General features: G+C 63.2%; 30 protein-coding genes and 1 pseudogene. 18 read left to right on the top strand and 13 right to left on the bottom strand.

The features are described 5' to 3' along the window. The first annotated feature begins 382 nt into the window (after positions 1–382). Positions 383–1552, top strand: a complete 1170-nt coding sequence (locus A3OK_RS0114815; RefSeq protein ID WP_019905670.1) for a site-specific integrase — start codon at positions 383–385, stop codon at positions 1550–1552. Between the two features lie 61 nt (positions 1553–1613). Here A3OK_RS0114815 and A3OK_RS22795 read toward each other — a convergent pair whose 3' ends face one another. The 11 genes from A3OK_RS22795 to A3OK_RS23630 all read right to left on the bottom strand — a co-directional run bounded on the left by A3OK_RS22795 (position 1614) and on the right by A3OK_RS23630 (position 8833). Then, entirely contained in the window at positions 1614–2927 is a 1314-nt protein-coding gene (locus tag A3OK_RS22795) for a calcium-binding protein (RefSeq protein WP_155912030.1), read from the bottom strand. A 475-nt stretch (positions 2928–3402) separates the two neighbouring features. Continuing rightward, a complete protein-coding gene (locus tag A3OK_RS22800; protein WP_019905673.1) occupies positions 3403–3699 on the bottom strand; it encodes a hypothetical protein in 297 nt (98 codons plus the stop codon). After that, entirely contained in the window at positions 3696–4322 is a 627-nt protein-coding gene (locus A3OK_RS22805; protein WP_019905674.1) for a hypothetical protein, read from the bottom strand. The genes A3OK_RS22800 and A3OK_RS22805 overlap by 4 nt, the downstream gene beginning before the upstream one ends. 11 nt (positions 4323–4333) lie before the next feature. Beyond that, positions 4334–4687, bottom strand: a complete 354-nt coding sequence (locus A3OK_RS0114840; RefSeq protein WP_019905675.1) for a hypothetical protein — start codon at positions 4685–4687, stop codon at positions 4334–4336. Continuing rightward, a complete protein-coding gene (locus tag A3OK_RS0114845) occupies positions 4684–5211 on the bottom strand; it encodes a hypothetical protein (RefSeq protein ID WP_019905676.1) in 528 nt (175 codons plus the stop codon). The genes A3OK_RS0114840 and A3OK_RS0114845 overlap by 4 nt, the downstream gene beginning before the upstream one ends. Continuing rightward, on the bottom strand, positions 5208–5666 hold the full coding sequence (locus tag A3OK_RS0114850; protein WP_019905677.1) for a hypothetical protein: 459 nt from the start codon (positions 5664–5666) through the stop codon (positions 5208–5210). Before A3OK_RS0114850 ends, A3OK_RS0114845 begins: the two co-directional genes overlap by 4 nt. Next, complete coding sequence (locus tag A3OK_RS0114855; RefSeq protein WP_019905678.1) at positions 5663–5866, bottom strand: hypothetical protein; 204 nt, start codon at positions 5864–5866, stop codon at positions 5663–5665. The genes A3OK_RS0114850 and A3OK_RS0114855 overlap by 4 nt, the downstream gene beginning before the upstream one ends. Continuing rightward, positions 5863–6339, bottom strand: a complete 477-nt coding sequence (locus tag A3OK_RS0114860; RefSeq protein ID WP_019905679.1) for a S24 family peptidase — start codon at positions 6337–6339, stop codon at positions 5863–5865. Before A3OK_RS0114860 ends, A3OK_RS0114855 begins: the two co-directional genes overlap by 4 nt. Beyond that, on the bottom strand, positions 6336–7376 hold the full coding sequence (locus tag A3OK_RS24050) for a hypothetical protein (RefSeq protein WP_155912032.1): 1041 nt from the start codon (positions 7374–7376) through the stop codon (positions 6336–6338). The genes A3OK_RS0114860 and A3OK_RS24050 overlap by 4 nt, the downstream gene beginning before the upstream one ends. A 97-nt stretch (positions 7377–7473) precedes the next feature. Then, a complete protein-coding gene (locus tag A3OK_RS0114875) occupies positions 7474–7824 on the bottom strand; it encodes a hypothetical protein (RefSeq protein ID WP_019905682.1) in 351 nt (116 codons plus the stop codon). Positions 7825–7999: 175 nt separating this feature from the next. Next, positions 8000–8833, bottom strand: a complete 834-nt coding sequence (locus tag A3OK_RS23630; protein ID WP_081631199.1) for a helix-turn-helix transcriptional regulator — start codon at positions 8831–8833, stop codon at positions 8000–8002. Between A3OK_RS23630 and A3OK_RS0114880 the strand changes: the two genes are divergently transcribed. Then, the gene (locus A3OK_RS0114880; protein WP_019905683.1) at positions 8832–9071 is read left to right on the top strand and encodes a YdaS family helix-turn-helix protein; all 240 of its coding nucleotides are present in this window, start codon (positions 8832–8834) and stop codon (positions 9069–9071) included. The genes A3OK_RS23630 and A3OK_RS0114880 overlap by 2 nt on opposite strands. A 319-nt stretch (positions 9072–9390) precedes the next feature. Here A3OK_RS0114880 and A3OK_RS0114890 read toward each other — a convergent pair whose 3' ends face one another. Further along, complete coding sequence (locus tag A3OK_RS0114890; protein ID WP_019905685.1) at positions 9391–9672, bottom strand: hypothetical protein; 282 nt, start codon at positions 9670–9672, stop codon at positions 9391–9393. On the opposite strand from A3OK_RS0114890, the gene A3OK_RS0114895 reads away from it, so the two are divergent. Continuing rightward, complete coding sequence (locus A3OK_RS0114895; RefSeq protein WP_019905686.1) at positions 9662–9913, top strand: hypothetical protein; 252 nt, start codon at positions 9662–9664, stop codon at positions 9911–9913. The two genes, A3OK_RS0114890 and A3OK_RS0114895, sit on opposite strands and share 11 nt — an antisense overlap. Before the next feature lie 44 nt (positions 9914–9957). On the opposite strand, the gene A3OK_RS0114900 is transcribed toward A3OK_RS0114895, so the two are convergent. Next, complete coding sequence (locus A3OK_RS0114900; RefSeq protein ID WP_155912033.1) at positions 9958–10194, bottom strand: hypothetical protein; 237 nt, start codon at positions 10192–10194, stop codon at positions 9958–9960. Positions 10195–10289: 95 nt separating this feature from the next. On the opposite strand from A3OK_RS0114900, the gene A3OK_RS0114905 reads away from it, so the two are divergent. From A3OK_RS0114905 to A3OK_RS0114975, 15 genes and pseudogenes are all read left to right on the top strand, one after another. Next, positions 10290–10514: a hypothetical protein gene (locus A3OK_RS0114905; protein WP_019905688.1), complete on the top strand. Its 225-nt coding sequence runs from the start codon at positions 10290–10292 to the stop codon at positions 10512–10514. Positions 10515–10671: 157 nt separating this feature from the next. Next, a complete protein-coding gene (locus A3OK_RS23335; protein WP_019905689.1) occupies positions 10672–11100 on the top strand; it encodes a hypothetical protein in 429 nt (142 codons plus the stop codon). Between the two features lie 116 nt (positions 11101–11216). Continuing rightward, positions 11217–11489 (top strand): hypothetical protein, encoded by a 273-nt coding sequence (locus A3OK_RS0114915; RefSeq protein WP_019905690.1) that lies wholly within the window; start codon positions 11217–11219, stop codon positions 11487–11489. Then, positions 11486–11941, top strand: a complete 456-nt coding sequence (locus A3OK_RS0114920; protein ID WP_019905691.1) for a GIY-YIG nuclease family protein — start codon at positions 11486–11488, stop codon at positions 11939–11941. Before A3OK_RS0114915 ends, A3OK_RS0114920 begins: the two co-directional genes overlap by 4 nt. Then, on the top strand, positions 11938–12714 hold the full coding sequence (locus A3OK_RS23340) for a hypothetical protein (protein ID WP_019905692.1): 777 nt from the start codon (positions 11938–11940) through the stop codon (positions 12712–12714). Before A3OK_RS0114920 ends, A3OK_RS23340 begins: the two co-directional genes overlap by 4 nt. A gap of 207 nt (positions 12715–12921) precedes the next feature. Further along, complete coding sequence (locus A3OK_RS22820) at positions 12922–14463, top strand: DnaB-like helicase C-terminal domain-containing protein (RefSeq protein ID WP_019905693.1); 1542 nt, start codon at positions 12922–12924, stop codon at positions 14461–14463. A gap of 39 nt (positions 14464–14502) precedes the next feature. Continuing rightward, positions 14503–15213 (top strand): transcription termination/antitermination NusG family protein, encoded by a 711-nt coding sequence (locus A3OK_RS23345; protein WP_155912034.1) that lies wholly within the window; start codon positions 14503–14505, stop codon positions 15211–15213. A 502-nt stretch (positions 15214–15715) separates the two neighbouring features. After that, complete coding sequence (locus A3OK_RS0114945) at positions 15716–15928, top strand: hypothetical protein (RefSeq protein ID WP_019905696.1); 213 nt, start codon at positions 15716–15718, stop codon at positions 15926–15928. Beyond that, positions 15925–16077, top strand: coding sequence for a hypothetical protein (locus A3OK_RS24055; RefSeq protein ID WP_019905697.1), 153 nt, complete (start codon positions 15925–15927; stop codon positions 16075–16077). The genes A3OK_RS0114945 and A3OK_RS24055 overlap by 4 nt, the downstream gene beginning before the upstream one ends. A gap of 94 nt (positions 16078–16171) precedes the next feature. Continuing rightward, positions 16172–16807: a hypothetical protein gene (locus A3OK_RS0114955; protein ID WP_245259364.1), complete on the top strand. Its 636-nt coding sequence runs from the start codon at positions 16172–16174 to the stop codon at positions 16805–16807. Positions 16808–16955: 148 nt separating this feature from the next. Beyond that, positions 16956–17593: pseudogene (locus A3OK_RS24805) on the top strand (phage terminase large subunit family protein); the annotation flags it as partial. Positions 17594–17758: 165 nt separating this feature from the next. Next, positions 17759–18832, top strand: coding sequence for a terminase gpA endonuclease subunit (locus A3OK_RS24810; protein WP_348625431.1), 1074 nt, complete (start codon positions 17759–17761; stop codon positions 18830–18832). A 3-nt stretch (positions 18833–18835) separates the two neighbouring features. After that, positions 18836–19060, top strand: a complete 225-nt coding sequence (locus A3OK_RS0114965; protein ID WP_019905701.1) for a hypothetical protein — start codon at positions 18836–18838, stop codon at positions 19058–19060. A gap of 58 nt (positions 19061–19118) precedes the next feature. Further along, positions 19119–20672 (top strand): phage portal protein, encoded by a 1554-nt coding sequence (locus A3OK_RS0114970; protein ID WP_245259365.1) that lies wholly within the window; start codon positions 19119–19121, stop codon positions 20670–20672. Positions 20673–20694: 22 nt separating this feature from the next. Then, positions 20695–21864, top strand: coding sequence for a head maturation protease, ClpP-related (locus A3OK_RS0114975; protein ID WP_019905703.1), 1170 nt, complete (start codon positions 20695–20697; stop codon positions 21862–21864). Positions 21865–21871 lie beyond the last annotated feature (7 nt).

Genomic DNA, 21871 nt, shown 5'->3' on the forward strand with positions numbered 1-21871 from the left:
CAATACCTGACACCATGGATACGAGCTGCGGAAGTCCAGGAACGAGTCGCGTCCGTTGCGATAGTCCGCCTGGCAGCCGCCGCTGTGCCGAAAAACTCCGGGTGCATGCCAACTGAAGCCCGTGGCACGTTCCAGGGGTGAAACGCCCGCCGTTGAACGGCGCTAAGCGACTGGGGAAAATGGTGCTGCTGGACAGGATTGAACTGTCGACCTCCTCATTACCAAACATGAGGTATAGCAAATTCTAGTCGGTATAGGTGCTTACCGGTCGGCAAGAGCCATTGATTTAATTGGAGATTATTGAGATACCATCTCACTGTGACGCCAGGAAACCCGTAGCGGTCACTTCGTGTGCTTACCATGTGCTTACCGGCCGAGACCCATGCGCCTCACCAACCAGTCCGCCGCCGCGCTGCAGCTTCCGCCGGGCAAAGACCGCTTGGTCGTCTTCGATGACGACCTGCCGGGGTTCGGCCTACGCATCAGTGGGGGCGGCTCTCGCCAATGGGTGGTGCAGTACCGGAACGCCATCGGCCAGACGAAGCGGGAGAGCCTGGGAAGGGTCGGTCTGCTTTCGGCGACCGATGCGCGGCGCGCGGCAGGCGAACGACTCGCGCGAGCTAAACTCGGCGAGGATCCGCACGCTGAGCGAGCCAAGGAGCGTGCCCGCGCCGCCATCACCTTCGGCCATGGCATCGAGCCGTATCTGGCAGCCGTTGCTCCGAGCCTTCGACCGGCAAGCCTGAGCGAGGCGGCGCGCTACATGCGGGTCGTCTGGAAGCCGCTTCACAGGACGCCGCTCCACGCGGTCGATCGCAAGCAGGTGGCGGCACGGCTCGCCGAGATCATCCGCGACGCCGGTCCCTACGCCGCGAACCGAGCGCGTGCGGCTCTGTCGGCGCACTTCGCGTGGTTGATCGGGACCGGCGCCGCTGACATGAACCCGGTAGTTGGTGTCCCGAAGCCGGCTCCGGAGGAGCGGCGCGCGCGAGTTCTGACCAAGGACGAGATCAAGGCTGTCCTCGACGCGTGCCGTAATGACGACTTCGGGCGGATCGTTCGGATGCTGCTGCTGACCGGCCAGCGGCGGGACGAGGTGGCCGCGATGGCCTGGGCCGAGGTCGATCTGGCGGCAGCCATGTGGAAGCTGCCGGCCGAGCGGGTGAAGAACGGTCTTCCGCACGACGTGCCCCTGTCCGGTCCGGCGCTGGCGCTGCTGACCGGGGCGCCTCGCATCGAGGGTCGGACACGGGTGTTCGGCCAGGGTGAGGGCGGTTTCCAGGGCTTTTCGCGTGCCAAGGCCGCGCACGATAAGCGTTCGGGTATCACCGGCTGGCGGCTACACGATCTGCGCCGCACCGCAGCCACCGGCATGAACGAACTCGGCGTGCTGCCTCATGTCGTCGAGGCGGTGCTAAACCACATCTCCGGGTACCGCGCTGGCGTAGCCGGCATCTACAACCGAGCAATCTACGCGACCGAGAAGCGAGCCGCGCTGGATTTATGGGCGGCCCACCTTTTGAAAATGCAAGTGGATGCTTTCAAGAACTGACGGATCGGGCAAGTACATCCGCCCCGGTTTTCCGGAGCGGATGCTTGGCCTGAAATTAGCCTTAAGCGATGAAGAAGTCGTGGTGATCCAGCGCGACCTTCGTATCAACAACGGCGAAAAGAACAGCTTTGGTCGCACCATTCCCGTCAGCATCGTAGAATACTTCGCCTGTCGCCCGATTGTAGAGAACGCGGTCGGAGGCATCTAATGTGCCGGAAGTAATATCCTTGAACGCACCAGCGGCAAGATCGCCGAGTGCGAGGGCCTTGAACACACCATGTGCAAGTTCAAACGTATCACCAGCGGCTGTATAATCACTGATGTGATCGACGTTTGCACTGCCTAACTTAGTCGAAAATACGAATGTATCTGCGCCAGTGCCTCCGCTCAGTATGTCTTTGCCCAGACCGCCATCAAGAGTGTTAGCGCCTGCGTTACCGACGAGCGTGTTCGCCTTCTCATTGCCTACTAGGCTGATGCCGGCCTTTCCAGATACAGCCTGGAGTGTCTCAACCGCCTGCCCAGCTGCGAGGGTATAACTTACTGAGCTGATGACCTTATCGTTACCCTGCGACGCAGCTTCAATAACCTGATCTTTGGCATGATCGACGTGATACACATCGTTTCCAGCGCCACCACGCATGGTATCGATGCCGCCCTTGCCATCGAGGATGTTGCTGCCGGAGTTCCCGATCACAATATTGGCGAGTTCATTACCGTATCCCGCGAGACTGTCACTGCCCGTTAGCGTCAAGTTTTCAACGTTGGCTCCAAGCGTGAACGATACGGAAGATTTTACTAGATCAGTCCCCTGCTTAGCTGCTTCGATAGCCTGATCAAGAATGTTATCGACAACGAATGTATCATTGCCGAGGCCGCCGGTCATCTTATCGATACCTACGCCGCCATCAAGGAGGTCGTCGCCGCGCCCTCCGATGATGGTGTCGTCGCCGCCCTTTGCCAGGATCGTATCGGACCCACTTTGCCCCTTCAGAACATTTGCCGAATTGTCACCAACAACGCGAATCGGGTCGTCATCGATAATGGTGAATGTCGCCGAGGCTACAGGAGCCCGCCCAAAATCAGGGTCGGTCACTGAAAGGTAAAAATTGATGGCGAACTTCTCATCCAATTCCGCCATGAGATCGGGATTGATTTTGAAATCTAAAAAGCCTCCGTATGTATATCCACTGGAGCTAAAATCATCTCCTGGCTCACCACCGGGAGTATTGCTGAACATGTCATCCCAGAAATCACTGTATTGGCCCGATATCGGCACAATTTTCCAGTAGAAATCCTTGTAAACTTGTTGCGCCTGATCGACCTGAAATGAAACAATTTGCCCGGCAGTTCCTGCCGAACTGCTTCCTTCCACAACCTCTCGCCCAAAGCTGCTCGAAACGGTATAATTGCCACTCTTAGAAATAATTATCACGTCCCGACCCCAACTTTTGTTATGAACAGCGCGCCACGTCGTTGACGGATCGTATGGCGTAATTGCGGATAACGCTCCGCCTAAAGTCGTAAAGGACACCGCGTAAGCAGAGTTCGGTTGTTGTGTTGTTTTTGTGCAACCATTTGGGGCAGCCCGTCGCAGATCACCCCTCTCAGACGTCTAGGTATTGATACCAAGCATCGGATTTACGTTCCCTCTGGGCCGCACATCTCGCGTGTCTTGACCCAAGCGTCCAGATCCCCGCGCCGGACACCCAGCCGGCGAGTGCTGATCTGTAGAAGGGTAGGCCCATTGCCCTCCCGACACATCCTGCGGAGCGTCGTCGGGCTCAGGCCCAGCTCGCGCGCGGCGGCCTGGAACGGAACGATGTGACGGGCGGTCTCGGCGAACTGCATCAGTGCGCTCCTTGCGAATCGGTGGCCCATGGTGGGTGCTCTCCGTCCAGCCCGAACAGGTCGGGCAGCGCGACGGTGACGGTACGGTGGATCTCGTCGAGGCGATCGTTCTCGCGGTCGCCGGCCGCGTCGCGCTCATCCTGGTCCGGCAAGACCTGATCTTTCTCGGGCACCAGATCGCCGTAGAGGTATCCCTGAAAGGCAAGGTCGACCGCGAGCAACCCGATCTCGTCACGCTTCTCTGCCGGGAGACGCATCCAAGCCGCGCGGACGTCGTTGAGGTTAGGCACCATCATGGCACGCCTCCATTCAGCAGCATCGAGATCTCGGCGAGGCGCGCCTGCGCAATCGCGTACTTGGGCTGGTAATCCGCCGCGAGCTCGGCCTCTTCATCGATCCACCATTGAAGGTGTGATCGAAGGGCAAGCGCCTCCAAACGGTTCGCGCAGGGGGTTAAGAGTACCTGGTCGAAGGCATCCTGCATCGCGCCCTGAGCGTCCATAGCCGCGTCCACATCGACATCTTCATCAGGGGCGACCTGGAACGCGTCCCATGCTGCGCGATGGGCAGAAACCACCTCCGAAACGCTCGGTCGATTCGCGCCGGCAACACCTTCCAGACATTGCGGTTTCTCACCCTGAAGGTCCGAAAACCGCAATGTGGAATCACACCCCTCCAGGACGGTGGCGATGCGCTCGAAGCCCTCGGTGTATTCCTGGTATCGAACATAGTGAGCGACAAGCGTCTGCAAGCCACCCATCGTCACCGGGACCACGTCGTTCATGGCTCGGCGAGCGTCGACACAGCGATCCGCTGCCCGGTTGTGGGCCCGCATCGCCTCCTCATCATCCTCGTCGAGACGTTCAAGGATGAGCGTCAACGCTTCGTCGGCGACACGATGATCCGCTATCACCGCCATAATCGGATCCGCTACTGCATCCATCGGAAGCACCCCGCGGTTTCGCACTGGCCGTGTAGGTGGCCATTGTAGCTGTCGCGCGCCCAGACCAGACGGCCGGCGCATGTGGGACAAGGGAGGACGCCGGATGAGGCGGGATCTTCTGCGATCATCCGGAACACGCGAACCAGCGGGTCCGGAGGATCAAGAAAGGCGGCCTTGGCTCCCTCTGCGAGGCCCTGGAGGGCGGCCGCAGCGGCGCGCTGGCGGACGTCACCGGCGTCGGCTCGAACCTCGATGGTGATCGCTGCAATGAGAGCCATGTCGACCATCGCCCGGACGCCGGCCTTGAAGGCTTCGCCGTAGGATGGATCTGAGGCGCTCATGCCTTCGACCTCTCACGCTTGGCGAAATCCCTGGCCTGATGGAGGCGGGCGACGATCGTCTCCATCCAGGATGCGTCCTGATTGGTCGGCCAGAACTCATGGGCCTCAATCCGCCGCAGCAGGGCAACTTCGTCGGGCCGGAGGAACTTGCCGCCGGCCTTCCTCGGCAGGGCCTTGCTCTCGGTGATGCAGTGCTTGGCGACCTCCCACCAGGGAATGACCTGCTCAGGGTGCCAGATCGTCAATCCGAAGCGCCGGGTCGGGGACCGTGGATGGATATCGTTTCGCCCGTCCGATGCCGCCTGCCGGTAGGCATCGGCATAATTGAAGCCATCCCCTGAAGGGAGCGGCGCATTGACGACTTTCGCGCGAACGAGTGATTCCGTCAGGTCGTGGAAATCCGCGCCGGCGGAGGCGAGGGTCCGGGCGATGGCGCGGGTGGTCGAAACCACCTCGCCATCGATATCGCTGCCGAGAAGTGGCAGCAGCTTGATCAGCTTCGGCTGGATGGAGTGGGGGATCATGACGATCCCCCTTCCGTGAACAGCGCAGGCTGCTTTTCCTGAGCTCGGGCCCACACCTCGACGCAAGTTTCGTGGCCGAGGAGTTCGTAGGCCGCATGGACGAAGGCCTGCCGCTTGGCATCGACCTTCGACGTCGCGTTGGCGTGGGTGTCCTTGATCGCCAACGCCTTCTCGGCGCGCCGGAGCTCGCCGATGCGGGCCTGGAGCGCCGGCCGGCTCCGACGCTTCTTCTTAAGGGCGATCTCGGCCCGGACCTTCCAAGACGGATCGTCGCTCTGGAATCCGAGGGCGATCTGGTCCTCGATGGCGAGGATGGCGCCATCGATCTCGTCGAGGATAGCTCGGCCCTGCTCTGATGACTGGATGTCCTCAAGCCGGATCTCGGAGCCGTCGCGGAGCAGGATGGTGTTCACCCCACGGATGTCGGTGACGGGGAAAAGGCGCACGTCGTTCATGCCGGCCTCCCATCCACCAAAACGCATTCGGTCGCGATCTCCAGGCCGCGACGTACATCCTCCCTGGTGATCCCGCGAAACCGGACATCAAGAAACGTGCGGAAGGCGGCCCCGCCGTCGTCGCCGAACAGATCGGAGGTGTTTTCCTCCATGAGCGCCTGCGCGACTTCGACAGCCCGGTCTGAGGTCTGAACGCTCATGCCGCGCCTCCCTTCAGCCGAAGCTGGTCCTTGAAGCCCGGCGCAAGGACGCCGATGACGCGGCCGCGGATCTGGCGTTCGAGAATGCCGTCCCTGTAGGGACCGTTCGACCAGCCGAATGTGCTGTAGTCTCCGATCGCAAGGGCTCTTGCGACAGCCTGGGCCGAAGGCCTTGGGCGCTGCATCGAGCCGACCCACCACGCGGTCGCACCGACATTCAGTTCGCGACGATATGCTTGGACGAGATCCCCGTCCTCCGAACCGTCGTGAGCTTGGCTCCCCGTCCAAGCGACGAAGAACAGTTCGCCGTGGATCGGATCGCAGTCTGTGGTGTCGACGATCGCGAGCTCGCCAGGGCGCAGATGCGGCGCGAGACTGTCATCCTTCACCGGCTTAGCGATGCAGCCGGCAGGAAGCGCGTCGCAGACGAGAAGGGCGCGAAGCTCCTGAGTGATGACGGGTGAAGCGCTCATGCCACCACCTCGCCGCGTTCAATGAACAGTCTGATCTGGAGCTTGTGGGCGTCTTGCTCCTCCGACAGACGCCTCAGCGTTTTTTGAACCTCAGCAGAGTGCGTGTGATCCACCGGGAAGCCGACCCCGCCAGAGCTGTGCCGACTTGGCCGAACGATATAGCCGCCAGCTGCCTCCAATTCGGAGACCCACCGCTTCGCGTCGAAATCAGGAATGCCAAGATCGGTACCGGTGATCTTTGCTGCGCTGAGCAGAAGCGAAACCCAAATCGTTGGTAGCCCATCCCAGTTGGGGGCGTCGATATTTCGGACGATCGTCGCAAGGCCGTCAAGGGTTGAGGCCGTCAACGAATGGAGCCGTAGCTCGGCGAGAGACTGTGCTTCCCGAGCGTCGTCTCTCGCGGATGAGAGTTCCTTGACCCAGAACCGGTCCTCACACTCACGCCGGCGTCGGTCGAACTCCTCAGCGATGGGAAGCAGTGACTGGTACCGGCGAATCCGGAACGGGGTCGTTCCGCCGCGACCGCACACCGGTACCGCCGCGAGGATGGCGGTGCGAAGCGCAGGTGCCGTCCAAGCCCGTTGATTGGACCAGGAACCATCAAGCGGGCGAACGGATTGCAGGCCAAAGTCACGCACATGCCGTCGTGCCCGGAGTGTAAGGTAAGGGCGCGTTTCGTCAGCGCCAGCGATCAGCTCGGATGGGCACGGACCGAGCGCTTTCCACATATAATCCCGAGCAACCTTCGCGGCCTGCCCAGCTTCTTCGGCTATTTGAGTGAGCCGTTCCAGTTCGGCCTCGGCAGCGAGGATGACGCGATCTGGATGTACCGCCGCTTCGTCTTCGATCAGCGCCAGTGCAGGCGCCGGCGCCGAGGCACCCAATAGGCCAGCGATGACTGATCTGCGGGATGGGCTCGAAGGCTGTGTCAGCAACTGATTGGCTGCCGCATCGATGTCCCGATGGTCGAGGGCATTCCGTGCAACGTGCTGGACCGCCGGCATAGGGGCGCGATCAACGCCGAGGCGCTGTTCCATGAATTCATCTCCGTGGGTTGGGTGAAGGCCCTCGCCGGCTATTCAGACCTGCGTGGGCCGCTTGAAACGGACGCCTTCGTGAGCGCGTCCGTGACCTCTAGAAATCGAGTTCGTCGGGCATGCTCTCGGGCTCGCTGTGCATGCACAGCGTCAGAGTGACCGAGGGGGTGAGGAGCGTATGCGCGGCCAGGGTAATGGTGCCGGTCTCCACGTCGTGAGTGTTCGACGTGTAAAGGTCGCTGCGGACCATCAGGAACAGAACGGTGTTTATCTCGCCGCCGCACTCTTCCTCGGTCAGGCCGAGCCACTCCTGCAGGTGCTTGAACAAGGCGAAGGGGCTGATCGGGCCAGCGAGGTGGGCCGTGTGCCGGATCGCTTCTGCGAGCAGGGCGCTACGCCACTCCGGCTCGCCGGCCTGCGGACAGACCAAGTCGAGGATGTTCGACATGGTCAGGCCTCGCCGCGGGTTGCGACGTGGCCCATCGCCCAGAGCAAGGCGAAAGCGCAGATTGGGAGAAGAAGATAAGCGTTCGCAAGCACGTTTCGGCTCCATCGCTTGGGGCGATAGAGAGATGCTAGCTATGCTTGCGACAATTAGCAAGCGTTTCTTGCGTTCGGATGATTCATTCCGGCGGCATAACCCAGTGGATCGCTGAAATCGTACTCAGGGGCACTTCGTGGTGCGCCTTCGGGTTCAACTGAGATATAATAATGGACGATTTAGTAAATTCTTCTAGTTTCCCGAAATATACCGGTAACTGAAGAATGCCGGTAGGCCGCTTTCCTGGTAGATATTTACGGTCAAATTTAATTTGCGCAATAACGTAATCGCCGATTGTGGGTATCTTTCCTGCGGATGCATATAGGCTCAAGCCTGGCTCAAATATTGGTTCCATAACATTTTTTGTTTGCCCGACGCAATATAGAGTATTGTCGTGAGGCGACCCTTCAAATCTTGGCGCCAATAAAATTGGAGCCTCAGAAAGCAGTGAATTTCCATTGGGCGCAAAGTTGTTGCTTTCACTCATAAAATAAACTGGTATCAAATTTTTCTTTATGAAATAATCATCGTCGTACAGCTCGGGATCGTCTTGCATATAATTGTTAAATTTAGGCATGACCTGCCGGTCAGTGCCTTGTGGTATCTCATCCTTGGAGTATGCTTTCACTACCTTGCCTTCAACGGCAGCTACGACATCAATACCCAAAGCCGCGCAGACTGCTTTTAGATTAGGGAATGAAATCGGCTCGTCGTTCTCCCACTGGCCCACCGCGGCACGGGTGACACCGATCTTGTCAGCCACCTGCTGCTGAGTAAGCCGCAAGGCCTTTCGCGCGCTTCTGAGCGCCTCTCCACGTGAGCTTTCCATGGCGGGGAAAATGCCATCGAGCAAGGGAAGCTCGCTACGCAAGAGTGTCTTGCTATAATTGGCAAGCTGCGCTAGATAATCTTGCATGATCGACGATGCTCTTCAGTTGGCTTGCGAGAAAGCCGGAGGCCGTAAGGCGCTCGCCGCCGCTATCGGCGTGACGCGCCAAGCGATCGAACAATCGCGAAGGGTCCCAGCAGAGCGCGTCCTCGACGTTGAGCGCATCTCAAAAGTTTCGCGGCACGATCTGCGGCCAGACATCTATGGCGCCTCGTCCCTGGTGTGCGGGCACGTCGATGTCGCCAGTCAGAGGGCTGGCATCTAATGCTGGCCCTACAGCCCCATGCGCATCAGGGATACGCTCACTTGCCCGAGCAGTGCCGCGGCCGGCGTCCCGTTTGCCACCCTGCCGCGATCGTCAAGCCGGTTCGCCAACCGCTCCAGCGCCTCCCGTCTATCCACTCCGGGCAGAGCGCTGGCCAGGTCCACCATCAGTACCGCCAGGGCATCCGCGACAGTCTCGGCGTCGATGGATCGGAGCTTCCGGTGTTCGACCCCGTCTTCGGTTCCGGCGGCTTCACGGAAGGGGTGGGAACCGAACCCAGGGCTAGGCGATCTGTTGCCCGGCCATGCGGCGGTGTGCGCTACCGCTGCTTCTTCGGATCCACTTGTCGCGTCTCGGTGTGCGGGCATGCGGTGCATGACAGCGTGTGCTCCTTCAATCCCATGACGCCGAAAACGGGATCGTCCTCGACGCGCGTCACCTTCATCGGCGCTTCGCATAGGGGGCAGGCCTCGGCCGCCTTCGCTGCCGGTTTACCCTCCAAGGCTGCGACGCGATCCTCCAACTCCTTCAGCCTTTTGGGGAGGCCCATGATGGCCTTCCAGCCCGGCACCTGTTCGAGGACCTTCAGGATGTCCGACACAGACACACCGATCATGCCGCCACCTCACACCTTGGTCAGAGAGGACCAGGGGCTCGCCTCATGGCGCCCTGTCCTGACAACCCTGAGTGTGCATGGGCTCGCCGAGGACGACAACGCTAGGCATGTCGTCGTCCGCGAAGATGGCGTCGAGCGCTACCGGTTCCGGCTGGACGGTGACGGCTGCCGCCATCTGGTCTCGCTTCTCTCCCCGCCGACGGACAGCGCGGAGGGCATCGTGTGATCAATTTGGCCTCTTCGGTGCCGCTGCGACGTCTCTCGCTCGGCTCAGGACACTTCGATCCGCCACGCCTTCGTCTGCTCTGCCAGGGCAGCGAAGGCCAGATGCAGGTCGCTCATCGCCACCGGGACGATCTCGGTGGTGGTCACCGAATCCGCCTCGATGCTGACCCTCGCATGCCCCCGGCAGCCAGTACGGCTGAACTCGAATTCGATCTCCAGGACCTCCCCGCCGAGCTCGACGTCCAACTCCCGTTCGATACTCTCCAGTTGGATATCGAACATCTCTTCTTCCGGCGTGCCCATCGGGGCCATCCTTTCTCGTCCAATGGACGTGGGTATCGGTCGTGCCCTCCACGTGCGGGGAGGCTCGCTGCCTGATGCTGCTCAAGGACTTCATGCGGTCCGAGGACCTGTCCGACGCGGAGATGGCCGAAAAGATCGGTGACATCTCCGAGTACGGCGTGAGGAAGCTGCGCTTTCGTACCCGTGGTCCCTCGGTGCGGGTTGCCGCCCGTATCGAGGATGTCACCGGCGGCAAGGTCCGATCGGTGGACCTGCAGCCGCTGACGAACCGCCGCGCGCCTGCGGAGGCGCTGTCGTGATCGTCTTCGCTCGTTCCGTCGTGTTCCTGCCGTCCGCGCTCTCCCGCCAAGGCGCCGCGTCCGTCAGCCTGTTCGTCGCTCCGACCCCCAACGTCGCTTCTCATCCTCTGGTCTCCCGTCGTGGTCGAACACCACAAGACCAGAGGAGCCACCCGAGATGTTGGGCAAGTCACCCGAGAACGCGGGTAAATCACCCAAGGCCCGCGAGGCTGTCGCCATGAGCTCTCAGGCCGAGGCACGGCATCTGGTGGAGTTGATCGCGGGTCCCCTTCGGCTCGGCGAGAACGTGAAGGCTGCGCTCTCCCGTGTGGCCCGCACCACGGGACTGAACGACCGCCGGGTGCGAGGCATCTGGCACAATGAAGCCCGCTCGATCCGCTCCGAGGAGATGGATCGTCTTAGACAAGCAGCGCGAGACGCTCGTGCAACGGAGCAGGCGCGCAATGAGCACAGGTCCGTCCTTTCCCTCCTCGCCGCCACCGACGCGGCCCTGGGGATTCCGAGCCAGGACGTGGATTGCCCGGATGATCCTGCGCTGGGCTTCAGGCCTCGCGATCATGATTGCCCCCTGGATCAGGGACACTGATCGATGATCCCGCTGACACACGCCCAGCCGCCGCCGGCCTGAGCCGCCCTTAGCGCTTCGACTTCCTCATCCCTCACGCCCGAACACGGCGCTCCCGAACCTTGGAGCTTTGGCCGATGCCCCTTGCTGCCTCGTCACCACCCATCCCGGAGCGCGTAAGGGCGTATCGAAGCGCCCTCTTCGATCGCTGGGTCGACGCCAAGCGGCGGGCTCATCAGAGCGAGGACATCGCCGACCATCGCGCCGCGGTCGATGCCTATACCGCCTTCATGCGGGCGCATCTGGCGTCTGACGAGAGGACGCATCTCGACCTCGAAGACGAGATCGCCCGGCTCAGCGCCGAGAACACCCGGCTCCGTGGCCGCGTGCGTGGGGGAGGACCGGCATGAGCACCGGATCCAAGCCCGACACCGACATCACGCGGGATCGGCGCCCGACGCACGTCTATCTCATTGCGCGTCGTGTCGGCCTCGGCATGCACGCTCCCGTCCGTATCGGGGTCACCGACGATATCTCAGGCGAGATGGCGACCGTTCAGGCCTGTAGCCCGTTCGAGGTCACTCTGATCCATGCCGTTCGATTCCCGGACGGGCTAGTCGTCGCCAATCTGCTTCAGGACAAATTCGCTGACCGACATCTCTCAGAGGCGCTCGGCAGGGGCTGGTACGACATGGCTCCGGCCGAGGCTCTGACAGGCCTGCTGGCTCAACTGGACACCATCCTGGCCCTCAACGGCGTGTCCGAGGAGGAGCGATTGACGGTGTTGAACTTCCTCGATGCGGGAAGCGATGCGCAGGAAGCGCTTCAATTTCTCACCAGCTACGCGGGAGCGGATCGATGAGCGCCCCCTGGATCAAATTTTACCCGTCGGACTGGCTTTCGAAGCCCGCCTTGCGGCTCTGCCCGATGGCTGCCCGCGGTCTCTGGATGGAGATGCTGTGCATCATGCACAACGCCGAACCCTACGGTCATCTGGTCGTGATGGGCCGTCCATTGGGCGACACCGACCTCGCCAGGATGGTCGGCATGAGCCTCAAAGAATGCCGGAAGTCTCTCGCAACTCTGGCGCTGCACGGCATCTACTCGGTCACGGCAGACGGGACGATCTACAGCCGCAGAATGGTCCGGGACAATGCCAAGGCGTTGAAAGATAAGGAGAATGGCAAAAGAGGGGGTAACCCCGACCTTAACCAGGGGGTTAACCCCCCGGATAAGGGGGAGGATAAAGCCCAGAATCCAGAAGCCAGAATCCAGATAGAAGAGGAGGGTGGTACTACTGTTCAGCCTCTTCCTGAAAAACCTGAGCCTGACACTCGCGCCGCCGCTTCGCGATCGTCGCCGGGGGCGAAACGATATTTTTTCGAGAGTGGCGTCATCCGGCTCACCGAGCCCGATTTCCGAAAATGGGAATCCGCGTTCCCCAGCATCAACCTTCGAGCCGAGCTGACGGGCCTGACCGGGTGGGCTGGCGACCAAACGAGCTGGTTTTTCGCCGTGCCAGGGGCACTGGCCAAGCGAGATCGGGAGGCGCGGCTCGCGGTCGAGCGCTTCAGGGCCGATGCCGAGGCCAAGGCAAACGCGCCCAAGCCGAGGCCCTGCGGCTACGTGCCGTGAGATCGGTCGATGAGATCCTCCGCGAATTCGGGATCGTCCTGCGGTCGACATCCCCCGGCCGGCACTACGCGATCTGCCCTCGATGCGCGGTCAACGCCAAGCACTCCGCCAACCGCCGACGCCGATCCCTGGGCGTCACGATCGACGCCGGTGGCGTCGGGTTTCGATGCCTCAACTGTGACCTGAGCGGCGGGAAGTATTTCAACGATGACCCTCAACCCATCGGCAATCGCGTGGCTGGAAAGCCGGGCCCTCGACAGCGAAACCGCCTCACGTTTGGGGATCTACAGCGCCAAGCGCGCTCAGGGTGGCGATCCGGTTCCTGACGTCGCCGGCAACATCCTCGTCTTCCCGTATCTCGACGGTGGCGAGGAGGTGAACGCCAAGTACCGAGGGCGTGATATGGCCGGTAAGAAGCGGTTCTGGCAGCGGGCCGGCGCCCGTAAGACGTTCTTCAACGTCTCCGTCCTCGACGACCCGGCCGTGCAAACCGGGCAGGCGCCGGTGGTCATCACCGAGGGCGAACTCGACACGGTCGCGGCTATCCAGTCCGGCCACCCTTTCACCGTCTCCGTGCCTGACGGCGCGCCTCCGGCCCGTGACGAGCAGGGCAACATCGTCGTGGTTCCGGACAACGCCGACGACGTGGTCCCCGAGCACGACGACAAGTATCGCTACGTCTTCAACAATTGGGATCGCCTGAAGCGGGTGAAGCGGTTCGTCCTCGCCGTCGATAACGACGAGCCGGGACGCCGTCTCGGTCAGGAACTCGCCCGGCGTCTCGGCCGGTCGCGCTGCTGCCTCGTTTCCTATCCGACCGAGCCCTGCGTCGCCGATGCCGACGGCGTGCTCCGGCCTGCGAAGGATCTCAACGAGGTGCTTCAGCACTTCGGGGCCGAGGCCGTCATGGCCTGCATCGAACGGGCAAAGCCCTTCCCTGTGAAAGGCCTCTACAAACTCTCCGACTTTCCGGAGCGCCCTCCGCTCCTCGCCCTGACCACCGGATTCCGCGAACTCGACCTTCACATGCGGCTGTACCGCGGGGCATTCGTCGTGGTCAGCGGTCTACCTGGCGGCGGCAAGACTGCTCTGATGACCCAGATCGCGATGAACATGGCGACGGGACACAGCTGGCGGATCGCCATCGCCTCGTTCGAGATGCACGTCCGTCCGATCCTGGAGAACATGCTGCTCGGCTTCATGCTCCAGAAGCCGCGCAGCCTATGGACCAAGCCGGAATGCGACGGCTGCCGGCGGTTCATCGACGAGCACTTCGTCTTCATCGCCCTCGCTCCGGACGACGAGGACACCGAGGCCGACGTCCAGTGGGTGATTGATCGAGCGGCCGATGCCGTGGTCCGCGAGGGCATTTCCATGCTCCTCCTCGACCCATGGAACGAGGTGGAGCACAAGCGCCGGCCCGGCGAGAACGTCGCCGATTACACCAACCGGGCCATCCGTCTGCTGAAGCGGTTCGCGCACAGCTACGACGTTTGCACGGTGGTCGTGGCTCACCCGACAAAGTCCGCCGGGCTCTCGGTTCGGAGTGGTGAGCCGATGTCCCTCTACGACATCGCCGACGGCGCCACCTGGGCGAACAAGGCCGAGATCGGTCTGGTCATCCACCGCGCCTCGCCGCACGACCGCATCGCCAATGTAGGCATCCGCAAGGTCAAGTTCCACGAAACCGGCAAGATCGGCGACGTGTCCCTGATGTTCGACGACGAGCTCCGCCAGTTCGTCGCCTGAGCCACGGACGAGCACCATTCGATTCCAAGGGAGAACTCCATGGCTCGCACCAAGGGTAAGCGGCAGCGCGAACGAGCGCGGCGGCAGCGTCGCGACGAGCGTAGAGCCGAACGCCGTGCTTCCTCTGGTACCGGTCCCAGCCTCGGGGCTGCTCAGAAGGCCGGTGCCCGTAGCGCTGCCGATCCGATCTGTGGCGTGGCTTCGCCCACGATCGATCCGAGCCTGTGCTGGTACATCGCCAAGACCACGCCCCGCATGGGCGTCCGCGCCCTGGAGGCCCTACAGGCCGTAGACGTGGTGACCTATCAACCTCGCGCCTCGGAGGTCGTCGTTCGCCGTGGTCGCCGTGTCGTCCGGCGGACGCCGATGCTGATCCGGACAGTGTTCATTGGGGTGAAGGATGCCCCGCACCTGGCCGTCGCCAAGGACCGGCCGGGCGTCGCCGAGATTGTTTGCTACCCTGTCGAGGACAAGTCGCTGGAGGGCAACATCTCCGGACCGGTCCTGAAGCCTGCCCTGCTCGATGCCGAGGGGCTGCAACGGTTCGTGGACAGGATCGCCAAGGGTGAGATCGTCGCGCCGATGGGTATCTCGATTGGGCAGCAGGTCCTCGTCATTGATGGGCCGTTCGCCAGCTTCCCGGCAGTGGTCGAGGATATCTTGCCCAACGACCGCGTGAAGGTGTGCATCTCGATCTTCGGGAGGGCGTCGCCTGTCGATTTGGACATTGCGCAAGTGCAAGTCGTGTAATATATCGATCTACGCACAGCCGCCGCTGTACTCTCCCCGGTGGGGATCGACGTTAAGCCGCGACGGAGACGGGTAAGGCCGCTTCTCCACTTTGGAGGCTGGTTCCGCATCTCTGACCCCATTGGGGTACTACTTGAAGAGACGGGGATCGAGGGTGTTGGCACACCCTTAGCCGCGAAATTGGTCCCTCGCATGACCTAAGACGCGGCCGGCGAGCCATCCAAGGCCGTAGATCACCAACAATGTACCTGTGAATGCGCTGGGAATTACGAGCCACTTCGGCAGGTAACTCACAAAGGACAAGGAGTGCGTGGACCACAGCACGACAAAGGCTGGAAGGATCGGAAGCGCCGCAGCCATAAAGAATGACCCGTCATTGCCTTGGATCGACGCAGCGTACCCCCACGAGACAAGCGAAAACGCTGCGTAGACGGAAACCAGGGCTAGTCCGGCCTTGCTGATTCTCATGATCCTTAAATCACATTAGCAGCCGGAGACGTCCATGACCCGTGCGCAGAGGCTTCTCATCCTCATCGACGAGGTCGAGCCCTTCCCCGACACCCTGCTCCGATCCCTGGTCGACGCAGAGGCACGCGGCGAACCTGCCGATGAGGGCGACCCCTTCGAACTGCTAAGCATGCGGATCGCCACCCGCCCCGCACTCGCCGGCCTAGTCGTCATCGCATCCGCCACCCCGATCGAGTGTGACCCATGAGGAAGACCCAACGCGATGCGCTCACCGACATGATGCGCGCGATCCTCGCTGTCGGGCACTGCCCCGATGACATCCGCCTCCGTGCCTCGGGCCTGCAGATGAAGCTGACCCTGGATGAGGTCGGCATGGGGATGGGACGCCCGTCCTAGGTGCCGGGGACCCTGGAGGGTCGGACCCTATGAGGGTGGTCGGGGCCCCCAATGTTTCTAGCGCCACGGTCCGAAAACCCGTGAACGGTGAACAGTGAACGCGCAAAGTGAACGCTCGCCCCAGGCTATGAACCAGGCCGAATTCGCCCGGCACCGGGGCGTGTCGAAGGCAATCGTCACGAAGTGGAAGGGGCTCGGCCTCCTCAAGCTCACCGACGCCGGCCTTGTCGACGTCAACGCGACGGAATGGGAGCTCGACCAGCGCCCGGCCAAGTACCGCGGAGGGGTTTCGCACCGTCCGATCCGCGCAACGGTGCGGGATGAGTCGGATCCGCGCGAGAAGCCTGAGCGCCCGAAGCCGAAGCCCGCGCCACGGTCCGCCGAGATCCCGGTCACGCCGGACGAACCGCTCGACTTCGACCCGGACGATCCGAACCTCGACCTCCAAGAGGCGGTCCGGCGCAAAGAGAATTTCCTCGGGCTCCAGCGGAAGCAGGATTACGAGGTCAAACAGGGCGAGCTGGTCAATCGAAGTGCCGCCGAGACGCTGTGTTTCGATCTAGCCCGAGACTACCGCGACGCCTGGGAGGCGTGGCCTTCCCGCATCGCGACGATCATGGCGGACCAGTTGGGGGTCGATGCGCGCACGCTCACAACGGTTCTGACCGCGCATGTCCTTGAACACCTCCAGCAGCTCGGAGAGCCGGAAACGACCTTACCTCGATCTTGAGAGCCTGCGTCGCGCATGGCACGCGGGCACGCGGCCGGCGCCGCAGGTCAACGTGGTCGAGTGGGCCGAGGAATTCCGCAAGCTCAGCAAGGAGTCATCCAACGGCGGCCGCTTCTTCACCTCGCGCGTCGAGGTGGCGCGCGGTCCGATGCTCGCGGCGACCGAGCCCGGCGTCAGCAAGGTCACGCTGATGGCGTGCACGCAGCTGCTCAAGACCACCGTGATCGAGAATATCCTCGGACGGTTCATCCACGTCGACCCGTGCCCCATCCTGGTCGTCCAGCCGAAGGACGACGCAGCCGAGACCTTCTCGAAGGACCGGCTGGCGCCCATGATCCGCGACACGAAGGTGCTGCGCGACCTGTTCGGCGACGCCAAGGCGAAGGACGCCGGCGCGACCCTGACGCACAAGCAGTTCCCCGGCGGGCATATCACCCTCGTCGGCTCGAACAGCCCGACCAACCTCGCGATGCGGCCGATCCGGCTGCTCTGCTGTGACGAGATCGACAAATATCCGCTCTCGGCCGGCGGCGAAGGCCCGCCTATCGACCTCGCAGAGGAGCGCCAGGCCGAGTTCTCGACGAACAGCCTGACGTGCTGGCCTGCTCGCCCACTGTGGCCGGGCGCAGCGCGATCGAGGCGTCCTACGACGAAAGCGACCAGCGCAAGCCGTTCGTCGAATGCCCGTACTGCCAGACTTGGCAGAGCCTGGAATGGGAGCGGGTCCGGTTCGAGAAGGACGACACCGACAAGATTGACCCGGCCACCGCCCGCATCGAGTGCGTGTCGTGTGAGAAGCCCTGGACCGAGTCGCAGCGCCTCGTCGCGCTGCGCCGGATCGAATGGCGGCAGACCAGATCGTTCAACTGCTGCGGCCAACGACAAAACCCGGAGCGCTGGGCACCCGAAGCGCACGGTGTCCGCCGCGCCCTATGCTCTCATTGCGGCACGATGGCCGTCCCGAACGCCCATGCAGGCTTCCAGGCGTCGAAGCTCTACGCGCCGAAGCAGACCATCCGCGAGACCGTGGCGAAGTTCGCCCGTGCAAAGCGCCGAGGACCGGAGGCCTTGCGGACGTTCTACAACACGCAGTTGGCGCGCATTTGGAAAGAGGGCGCCGACGCTCCGGAATGGGAGGATGTCCTCGCCCGACGTGACGCGGACCCATCCGGCACCGTGCCGATGGCGGCCCTCGTCCTATTCGGTGGCGTCGACGTCCAGAAGGACCGGCTTGAGGTCGGGATCTGGGGGTTCGGTCGCAACCGGGAACGTTGGCTGATCGAGCACCGCGTGCTGATCGGCGAGACCAACCGCCCCGAGGTCTGGAAACAGCTTGAGGCGATGTTCTCGGAGACCTGGGACCACGCCAGCGAGAACGAGATCACAGTTCGGGATTGGGGCATCGATTCGAGCGGGTTCACTGCCGAAGTCTACGCCTTCGTTCGGTCCCAGGCTGGTCGGGGGAACGTCCATGCGGTCGACGGCGTGGACAGCATGTCTGCGGCCTTCCTCGGCGCCGGCGGCAAAGACACCAACGCAGCCGGCAAGAAGCTGCGCCGCGGCCTGAAGCTGATCCGGATCGGGGCCTCGTTCTGCAAGCAGGAACTGATGGGGTGCCTGGCGCTCCAACGGCCCGCCAAAAACAATCCGTTCCCAGCAGGGTTCGTCCATCTGCCGAACGACGTCACCGAGGATCAGGTCAAGCAGCTGACCTCCGAGGAACTCGTCAGCCACGTCACCCGCGGCAAGACCCGGCGCGAGTGGGTGGTGATCGGCGGTCGACGCAACGAGGTACTCGACTGTGCCAACTATGCGCGAGGGCTCGCTGCCATGCGCGGCTGGGAACGCTGGCGCGAAATGCATTGGCGCGAGCGCGAAGCCAGTCTCGGCATCGGGCTCGTCCGCCCCGAAGACGCCCTCCCGGACCCGGTCCCGCCTGTCGTCGTGGCGGCCGGCTCTCTCGCCAACCGTCAGCTACGCCGTACTGGCGGCCGCAGCAAAGTCCGCAATCGTCCGTCGAGGTAGCGAATGGCCAATGACCTCGACAAGCAGATCGCCACCCTCGACCGAGCCATGGCCAGCGGCGTGCTTACGGTCGAGAGCCCTGACACGGGCCGGGTGACTTATCGCTCCTATGACGAGATGCGCCGCGTCCGCGCGGATCTCGTCGCCCGCCGCGACGCTGCCAACGGCAACCCGTTCGGGCGGCGCCGGACCAGCCAGGTCGTCATCACCTGCCGCAGCGGGTGGTAAGATGATCGGGTACGGCAAGATCAACGTCACCATGAAAGGCGGCGGGACCCTTCAACCGATGACGGCCAGCCTGACGGATGACGTTCTTGCCAGCGCGCCGGATGTCCGCCCCTACGACATCGCCGGCGGCACCGGTCGGCGTTCGCGCAGCTGGCGCGTTGCGAGCTATGGACCGAACACGGCGATCAACTACGCCATCGACGAGCTGCGGCGGAAGTCGCGCGATCAGGCCCGCAAGAACCCGCTCGCCGGTGGCGCGGTCGATAAACTGGTCTCGAACATCGTCGGCACCGGCATCGTGCCGCGCTCCACCGCAGCGCGGCCAGTCGAGGGCCTGACGCCCGCCCGAGCGAAAAAGATCAAGAAGGAGGATGCCGCCTTCCGTGCCCAGATCCAGCGCCTCTGGCTGGACTGGACGGATCAGGCGGATTCGGTCGGAGCCCTGGACTTCTACGGCCTGCAGGCACTGGCCGTCCGCGGCATGATCGAGGGCGGTGAGACCTTCATTCGCCTCCGTACCCGCCGACCTAAGGACAACCTGACTGTCCCGCTGCAGCTTCAGCTTCTGGAGGGCGAGCACTGCCCGCATACGAAGAACGAGCCTGCCAACCGGGTCCGCAGCGGCATTCAGTACGACGTCATCGGCAAGCGGGTCGGGTACTTCCTCTATCGTGAACATCCCGGCGACGGGCAGGTATCGCAGGTGGCGCCGGATCTGGCCGAGGTGCCCGCCACCGACGTCTGCCACCTGTATCGCGCCCTGCGTCCGGGACAGGATCGCGGCGAACCCTGGCTCGCCCGCGCGCTGCGCACCCTCTACGACCTCGACGGCTATTTCGATGCCGAGCTGGTCCGCAAGAAGAACGCATCCCGCCTCGTCGGCTTCATCAAGCGGATCCGCAAGGAGGCGGCCGAGGGGATCGATTCGCCGGGCTCCGGGCCGATCGGATCGGATGGCGCCGATGATTACGGTGTCGGCACGGTCGAGTTCGAACCCGGCACCCTGCAGGTGCTCGACGACAACGAGGACGTAACATTCTCGAACCCGCCGGACGTCGGGCCCAACTTCGAGATGTTCGTCCGCGAGGCCAAGCGGAATATCGCCGTTGCCTGCGGCCTCCTCTACGAGGTGCTCAGCGGCGACTACGGCGAGCTCAACGATCGCACGCTGCGCTCCGCGCTGAACGATTTCCGCCGCGCCGTCGAGGCGTGGCAGCATCACCTCGTCGTCTATCAGGTGTGCCGGCCGATCTGGATCCGCTGGATCGACCTCGCCCTCCTATCGGGCGCGCTGACGCTGCCGACCGAGATGCGTCGGCAGGACGCCTACGCCGTGAACTGGATTCCGCAGGCCTGGCCGTACATCCACCCCGTCCAGGACGTGGAAGGCAAGACCTTGGAGATCCAGGCCGGGTTCTCCACCCGATCCCGGAAGGTGTCCGAGAGCGGGTACGACGCCGAGGCGGTCGACGCCGAGAACAAGTCCGACAACGACCGCGCCGACGAGCTCGGCCTCACCTACTTCAGCGACGGGCGGCAGAAGGCAACGAAGGCTCAGGCCGCGCCGGCGCCGGTCCCGGACGACAACGCTCCGCCCGGCGCGAGCGACTGACCCTCACCATCACGGAGGCACCATGGCCACTCTGGTCAATGGGAATGAGATCATCCTCACGGGGACGGTCGGCGATCTCTATTGGGACGACTGCTTCACCTCGGCAGACGTCATCTTCGCGCTGGCGCAGGTCGGCCGCGATCAGGATGTCACGATCCGCCTGAACAGCGGCGGCGGCATCGCCACTGAGGGCGCGGCCATCCACGCGGCCATCGCTGGTCACAGGGGCCGCAAAGTCATCGTGATCGAGGGGATCGCGGCTTCGGCCGCGTCCGTCATCGCCATGGCCGGCGACGAGATCGTCATGTCGCTCGGCGCGCTCATGATGGTGCACGACCCCTCAGGGTTCACCTTCGGTACGATCGAGGACCACCAGCTTCAGATCCGGGCACTGACTGCGCTCGCGACGGCCATGGCCGGCATCTACTCGGAGCGCACCGGCAAGACAGTCGCCGAGGCGCGGGCCGACATGCAGGCCGAGATTTGGATGACGCCCGAGGAGGCTGTCGCCGCCGGCTATGCCGACCGGACCCTGGCTCGCGCCGCCAACGATGACGCCGAGCCGGAGCCGACCGCCTTCGACTACCGCCTTTTTAGCCATCCGCCGGAGCGCCTCGTCGCCCTGGCCGACCAGCGCGCCTGGACAAAGCGCATTCGCCCGAGTGCGGCCGTGCCCGCCGCTTCCCCCCGCCACAAGGAGACCCCCATGGCGAACGACAAGGCGGGCAGCGAGCCCGTCATTCCTCCGAACCCGAGTGCTGCTCTCGCGGCGGCCGTCGACGGCACCAAGCCCGTCACCGACACGACTAGCGTGTCTCGCGCCAATTCTGCCGAGATCGTCACCCTCTGCGTCGCAGCCGGCGTGTCTGCGATGGCCGCAAGCCTCATCACCGAAGGCGTGACCGTGGCCCAGGCCAAGGATCGCATTCAGACGGTGGCGAACGTCAGCGAGCGTGTCGCGCTGGCCCGCAAGAAGGACCCGACCATCGCGGCCGACTTCGGCACGAAGATGCTGGCCGAGGGTAAGAGCCCCGCCGAGATCAGCGACGCCCTGCTGAACGCGATCTGCGCGACCGAGGAGAAAACCGCGATCTCCTCGCACATCCGACCCGAGACCGGGGCCGGAGCTGAAGCCCCCAAGCCCGTCGACCTGGTCGCCGACATGAAGCGCCGCCACGGCGGCAAGGCCTGAGGAGGAT

This window comes from Methylobacterium sp. 77 (genome assembly GCF_000372825.1).
Taxonomy (GTDB): Bacteria; Pseudomonadota; Alphaproteobacteria; order Rhizobiales; family Beijerinckiaceae; genus Methylobacterium.

What these genes read in the sequence shown, in the direction of transcription:
- A3OK_RS0114815 (WP_019905670.1), top strand. Translation starts at nt 383, where the DNA reads ATGCGCCTCACCAACCAGTCCGCCGCCGCGCTGCAGCTTCCGCCGGGC.
- A3OK_RS22800 (WP_019905673.1), bottom strand. Translation starts at nt 3,699, where the DNA reads ATGATGGTGCCTAACCTCAACGACGTCCGCGCGGCTTGGATGCGTCTC.
- A3OK_RS22805 (WP_019905674.1), bottom strand. Translation starts at nt 4,322, where the DNA reads ATGGCGGTGATAGCGGATCATCGTGTCGCCGACGAAGCGTTGACGCTC.
- A3OK_RS0114840 (WP_019905675.1), bottom strand. Translation starts at nt 4,687, where the DNA reads ATGAGCGCCTCAGATCCATCCTACGGCGAAGCCTTCAAGGCCGGCGTC.
- A3OK_RS0114845 (WP_019905676.1), bottom strand. Translation starts at nt 5,211, where the DNA reads ATGATCCCCCACTCCATCCAGCCGAAGCTGATCAAGCTGCTGCCACTT.
- A3OK_RS0114850 (WP_019905677.1), bottom strand. Translation starts at nt 5,666, where the DNA reads ATGAACGACGTGCGCCTTTTCCCCGTCACCGACATCCGTGGGGTGAAC.
- A3OK_RS0114855 (WP_019905678.1), bottom strand. Translation starts at nt 5,866, where the DNA reads ATGAGCGTTCAGACCTCAGACCGGGCTGTCGAAGTCGCGCAGGCGCTC.
- A3OK_RS0114860 (WP_019905679.1), bottom strand. Translation starts at nt 6,339, where the DNA reads ATGAGCGCTTCACCCGTCATCACTCAGGAGCTTCGCGCCCTTCTCGTC.
- A3OK_RS24050 (WP_155912032.1), bottom strand. Translation starts at nt 7,376, where the DNA reads ATGGAACAGCGCCTCGGCGTTGATCGCGCCCCTATGCCGGCGGTCCAG.
- A3OK_RS0114875 (WP_019905682.1), bottom strand. Translation starts at nt 7,824, where the DNA reads ATGTCGAACATCCTCGACTTGGTCTGTCCGCAGGCCGGCGAGCCGGAG.
- A3OK_RS0114880 (WP_019905683.1), top strand. Translation starts at nt 8,832, where the DNA reads ATGATCGACGATGCTCTTCAGTTGGCTTGCGAGAAAGCCGGAGGCCGT.
- A3OK_RS23630 (WP_081631199.1), bottom strand. Translation starts at nt 8,833, where the DNA reads ATGCAAGATTATCTAGCGCAGCTTGCCAATTATAGCAAGACACTCTTG.
- A3OK_RS0114895 (WP_019905686.1), top strand. Translation starts at nt 9,662, where the DNA reads ATGTCCGACACAGACACACCGATCATGCCGCCACCTCACACCTTGGTC.
- A3OK_RS0114900 (WP_155912033.1), bottom strand. Translation starts at nt 10,194, where the DNA reads ATGTTCGATATCCAACTGGAGAGTATCGAACGGGAGTTGGACGTCGAG.
- A3OK_RS0114905 (WP_019905688.1), top strand. Translation starts at nt 10,290, where the DNA reads ATGCTGCTCAAGGACTTCATGCGGTCCGAGGACCTGTCCGACGCGGAG.
- A3OK_RS23335 (WP_019905689.1), top strand. Translation starts at nt 10,672, where the DNA reads ATGTTGGGCAAGTCACCCGAGAACGCGGGTAAATCACCCAAGGCCCGC.
- A3OK_RS0114915 (WP_019905690.1), top strand. Translation starts at nt 11,217, where the DNA reads ATGCCCCTTGCTGCCTCGTCACCACCCATCCCGGAGCGCGTAAGGGCG.
- A3OK_RS0114920 (WP_019905691.1), top strand. Translation starts at nt 11,486, where the DNA reads ATGAGCACCGGATCCAAGCCCGACACCGACATCACGCGGGATCGGCGC.
- A3OK_RS23340 (WP_019905692.1), top strand. Translation starts at nt 11,938, where the DNA reads ATGAGCGCCCCCTGGATCAAATTTTACCCGTCGGACTGGCTTTCGAAG.
- A3OK_RS22820 (WP_019905693.1), top strand. Translation starts at nt 12,922, where the DNA reads ATGACCCTCAACCCATCGGCAATCGCGTGGCTGGAAAGCCGGGCCCTC.
- A3OK_RS23345 (WP_155912034.1), top strand. Translation starts at nt 14,503, where the DNA reads ATGGCTCGCACCAAGGGTAAGCGGCAGCGCGAACGAGCGCGGCGGCAG.
- A3OK_RS0114945 (WP_019905696.1), top strand. Translation starts at nt 15,716, where the DNA reads ATGACCCGTGCGCAGAGGCTTCTCATCCTCATCGACGAGGTCGAGCCC.
- A3OK_RS24055 (WP_019905697.1), top strand. Translation starts at nt 15,925, where the DNA reads ATGAGGAAGACCCAACGCGATGCGCTCACCGACATGATGCGCGCGATC.
- A3OK_RS24810 (WP_348625431.1), top strand. Translation starts at nt 17,759, where the DNA reads ATGGCCGTCCCGAACGCCCATGCAGGCTTCCAGGCGTCGAAGCTCTAC.
- A3OK_RS0114965 (WP_019905701.1), top strand. Translation starts at nt 18,836, where the DNA reads ATGGCCAATGACCTCGACAAGCAGATCGCCACCCTCGACCGAGCCATG.
- A3OK_RS0114970 (WP_245259365.1), top strand. Translation starts at nt 19,119, where the DNA reads ATGACGGCCAGCCTGACGGATGACGTTCTTGCCAGCGCGCCGGATGTC.
- A3OK_RS0114975 (WP_019905703.1), top strand. Translation starts at nt 20,695, where the DNA reads ATGGCCACTCTGGTCAATGGGAATGAGATCATCCTCACGGGGACGGTC.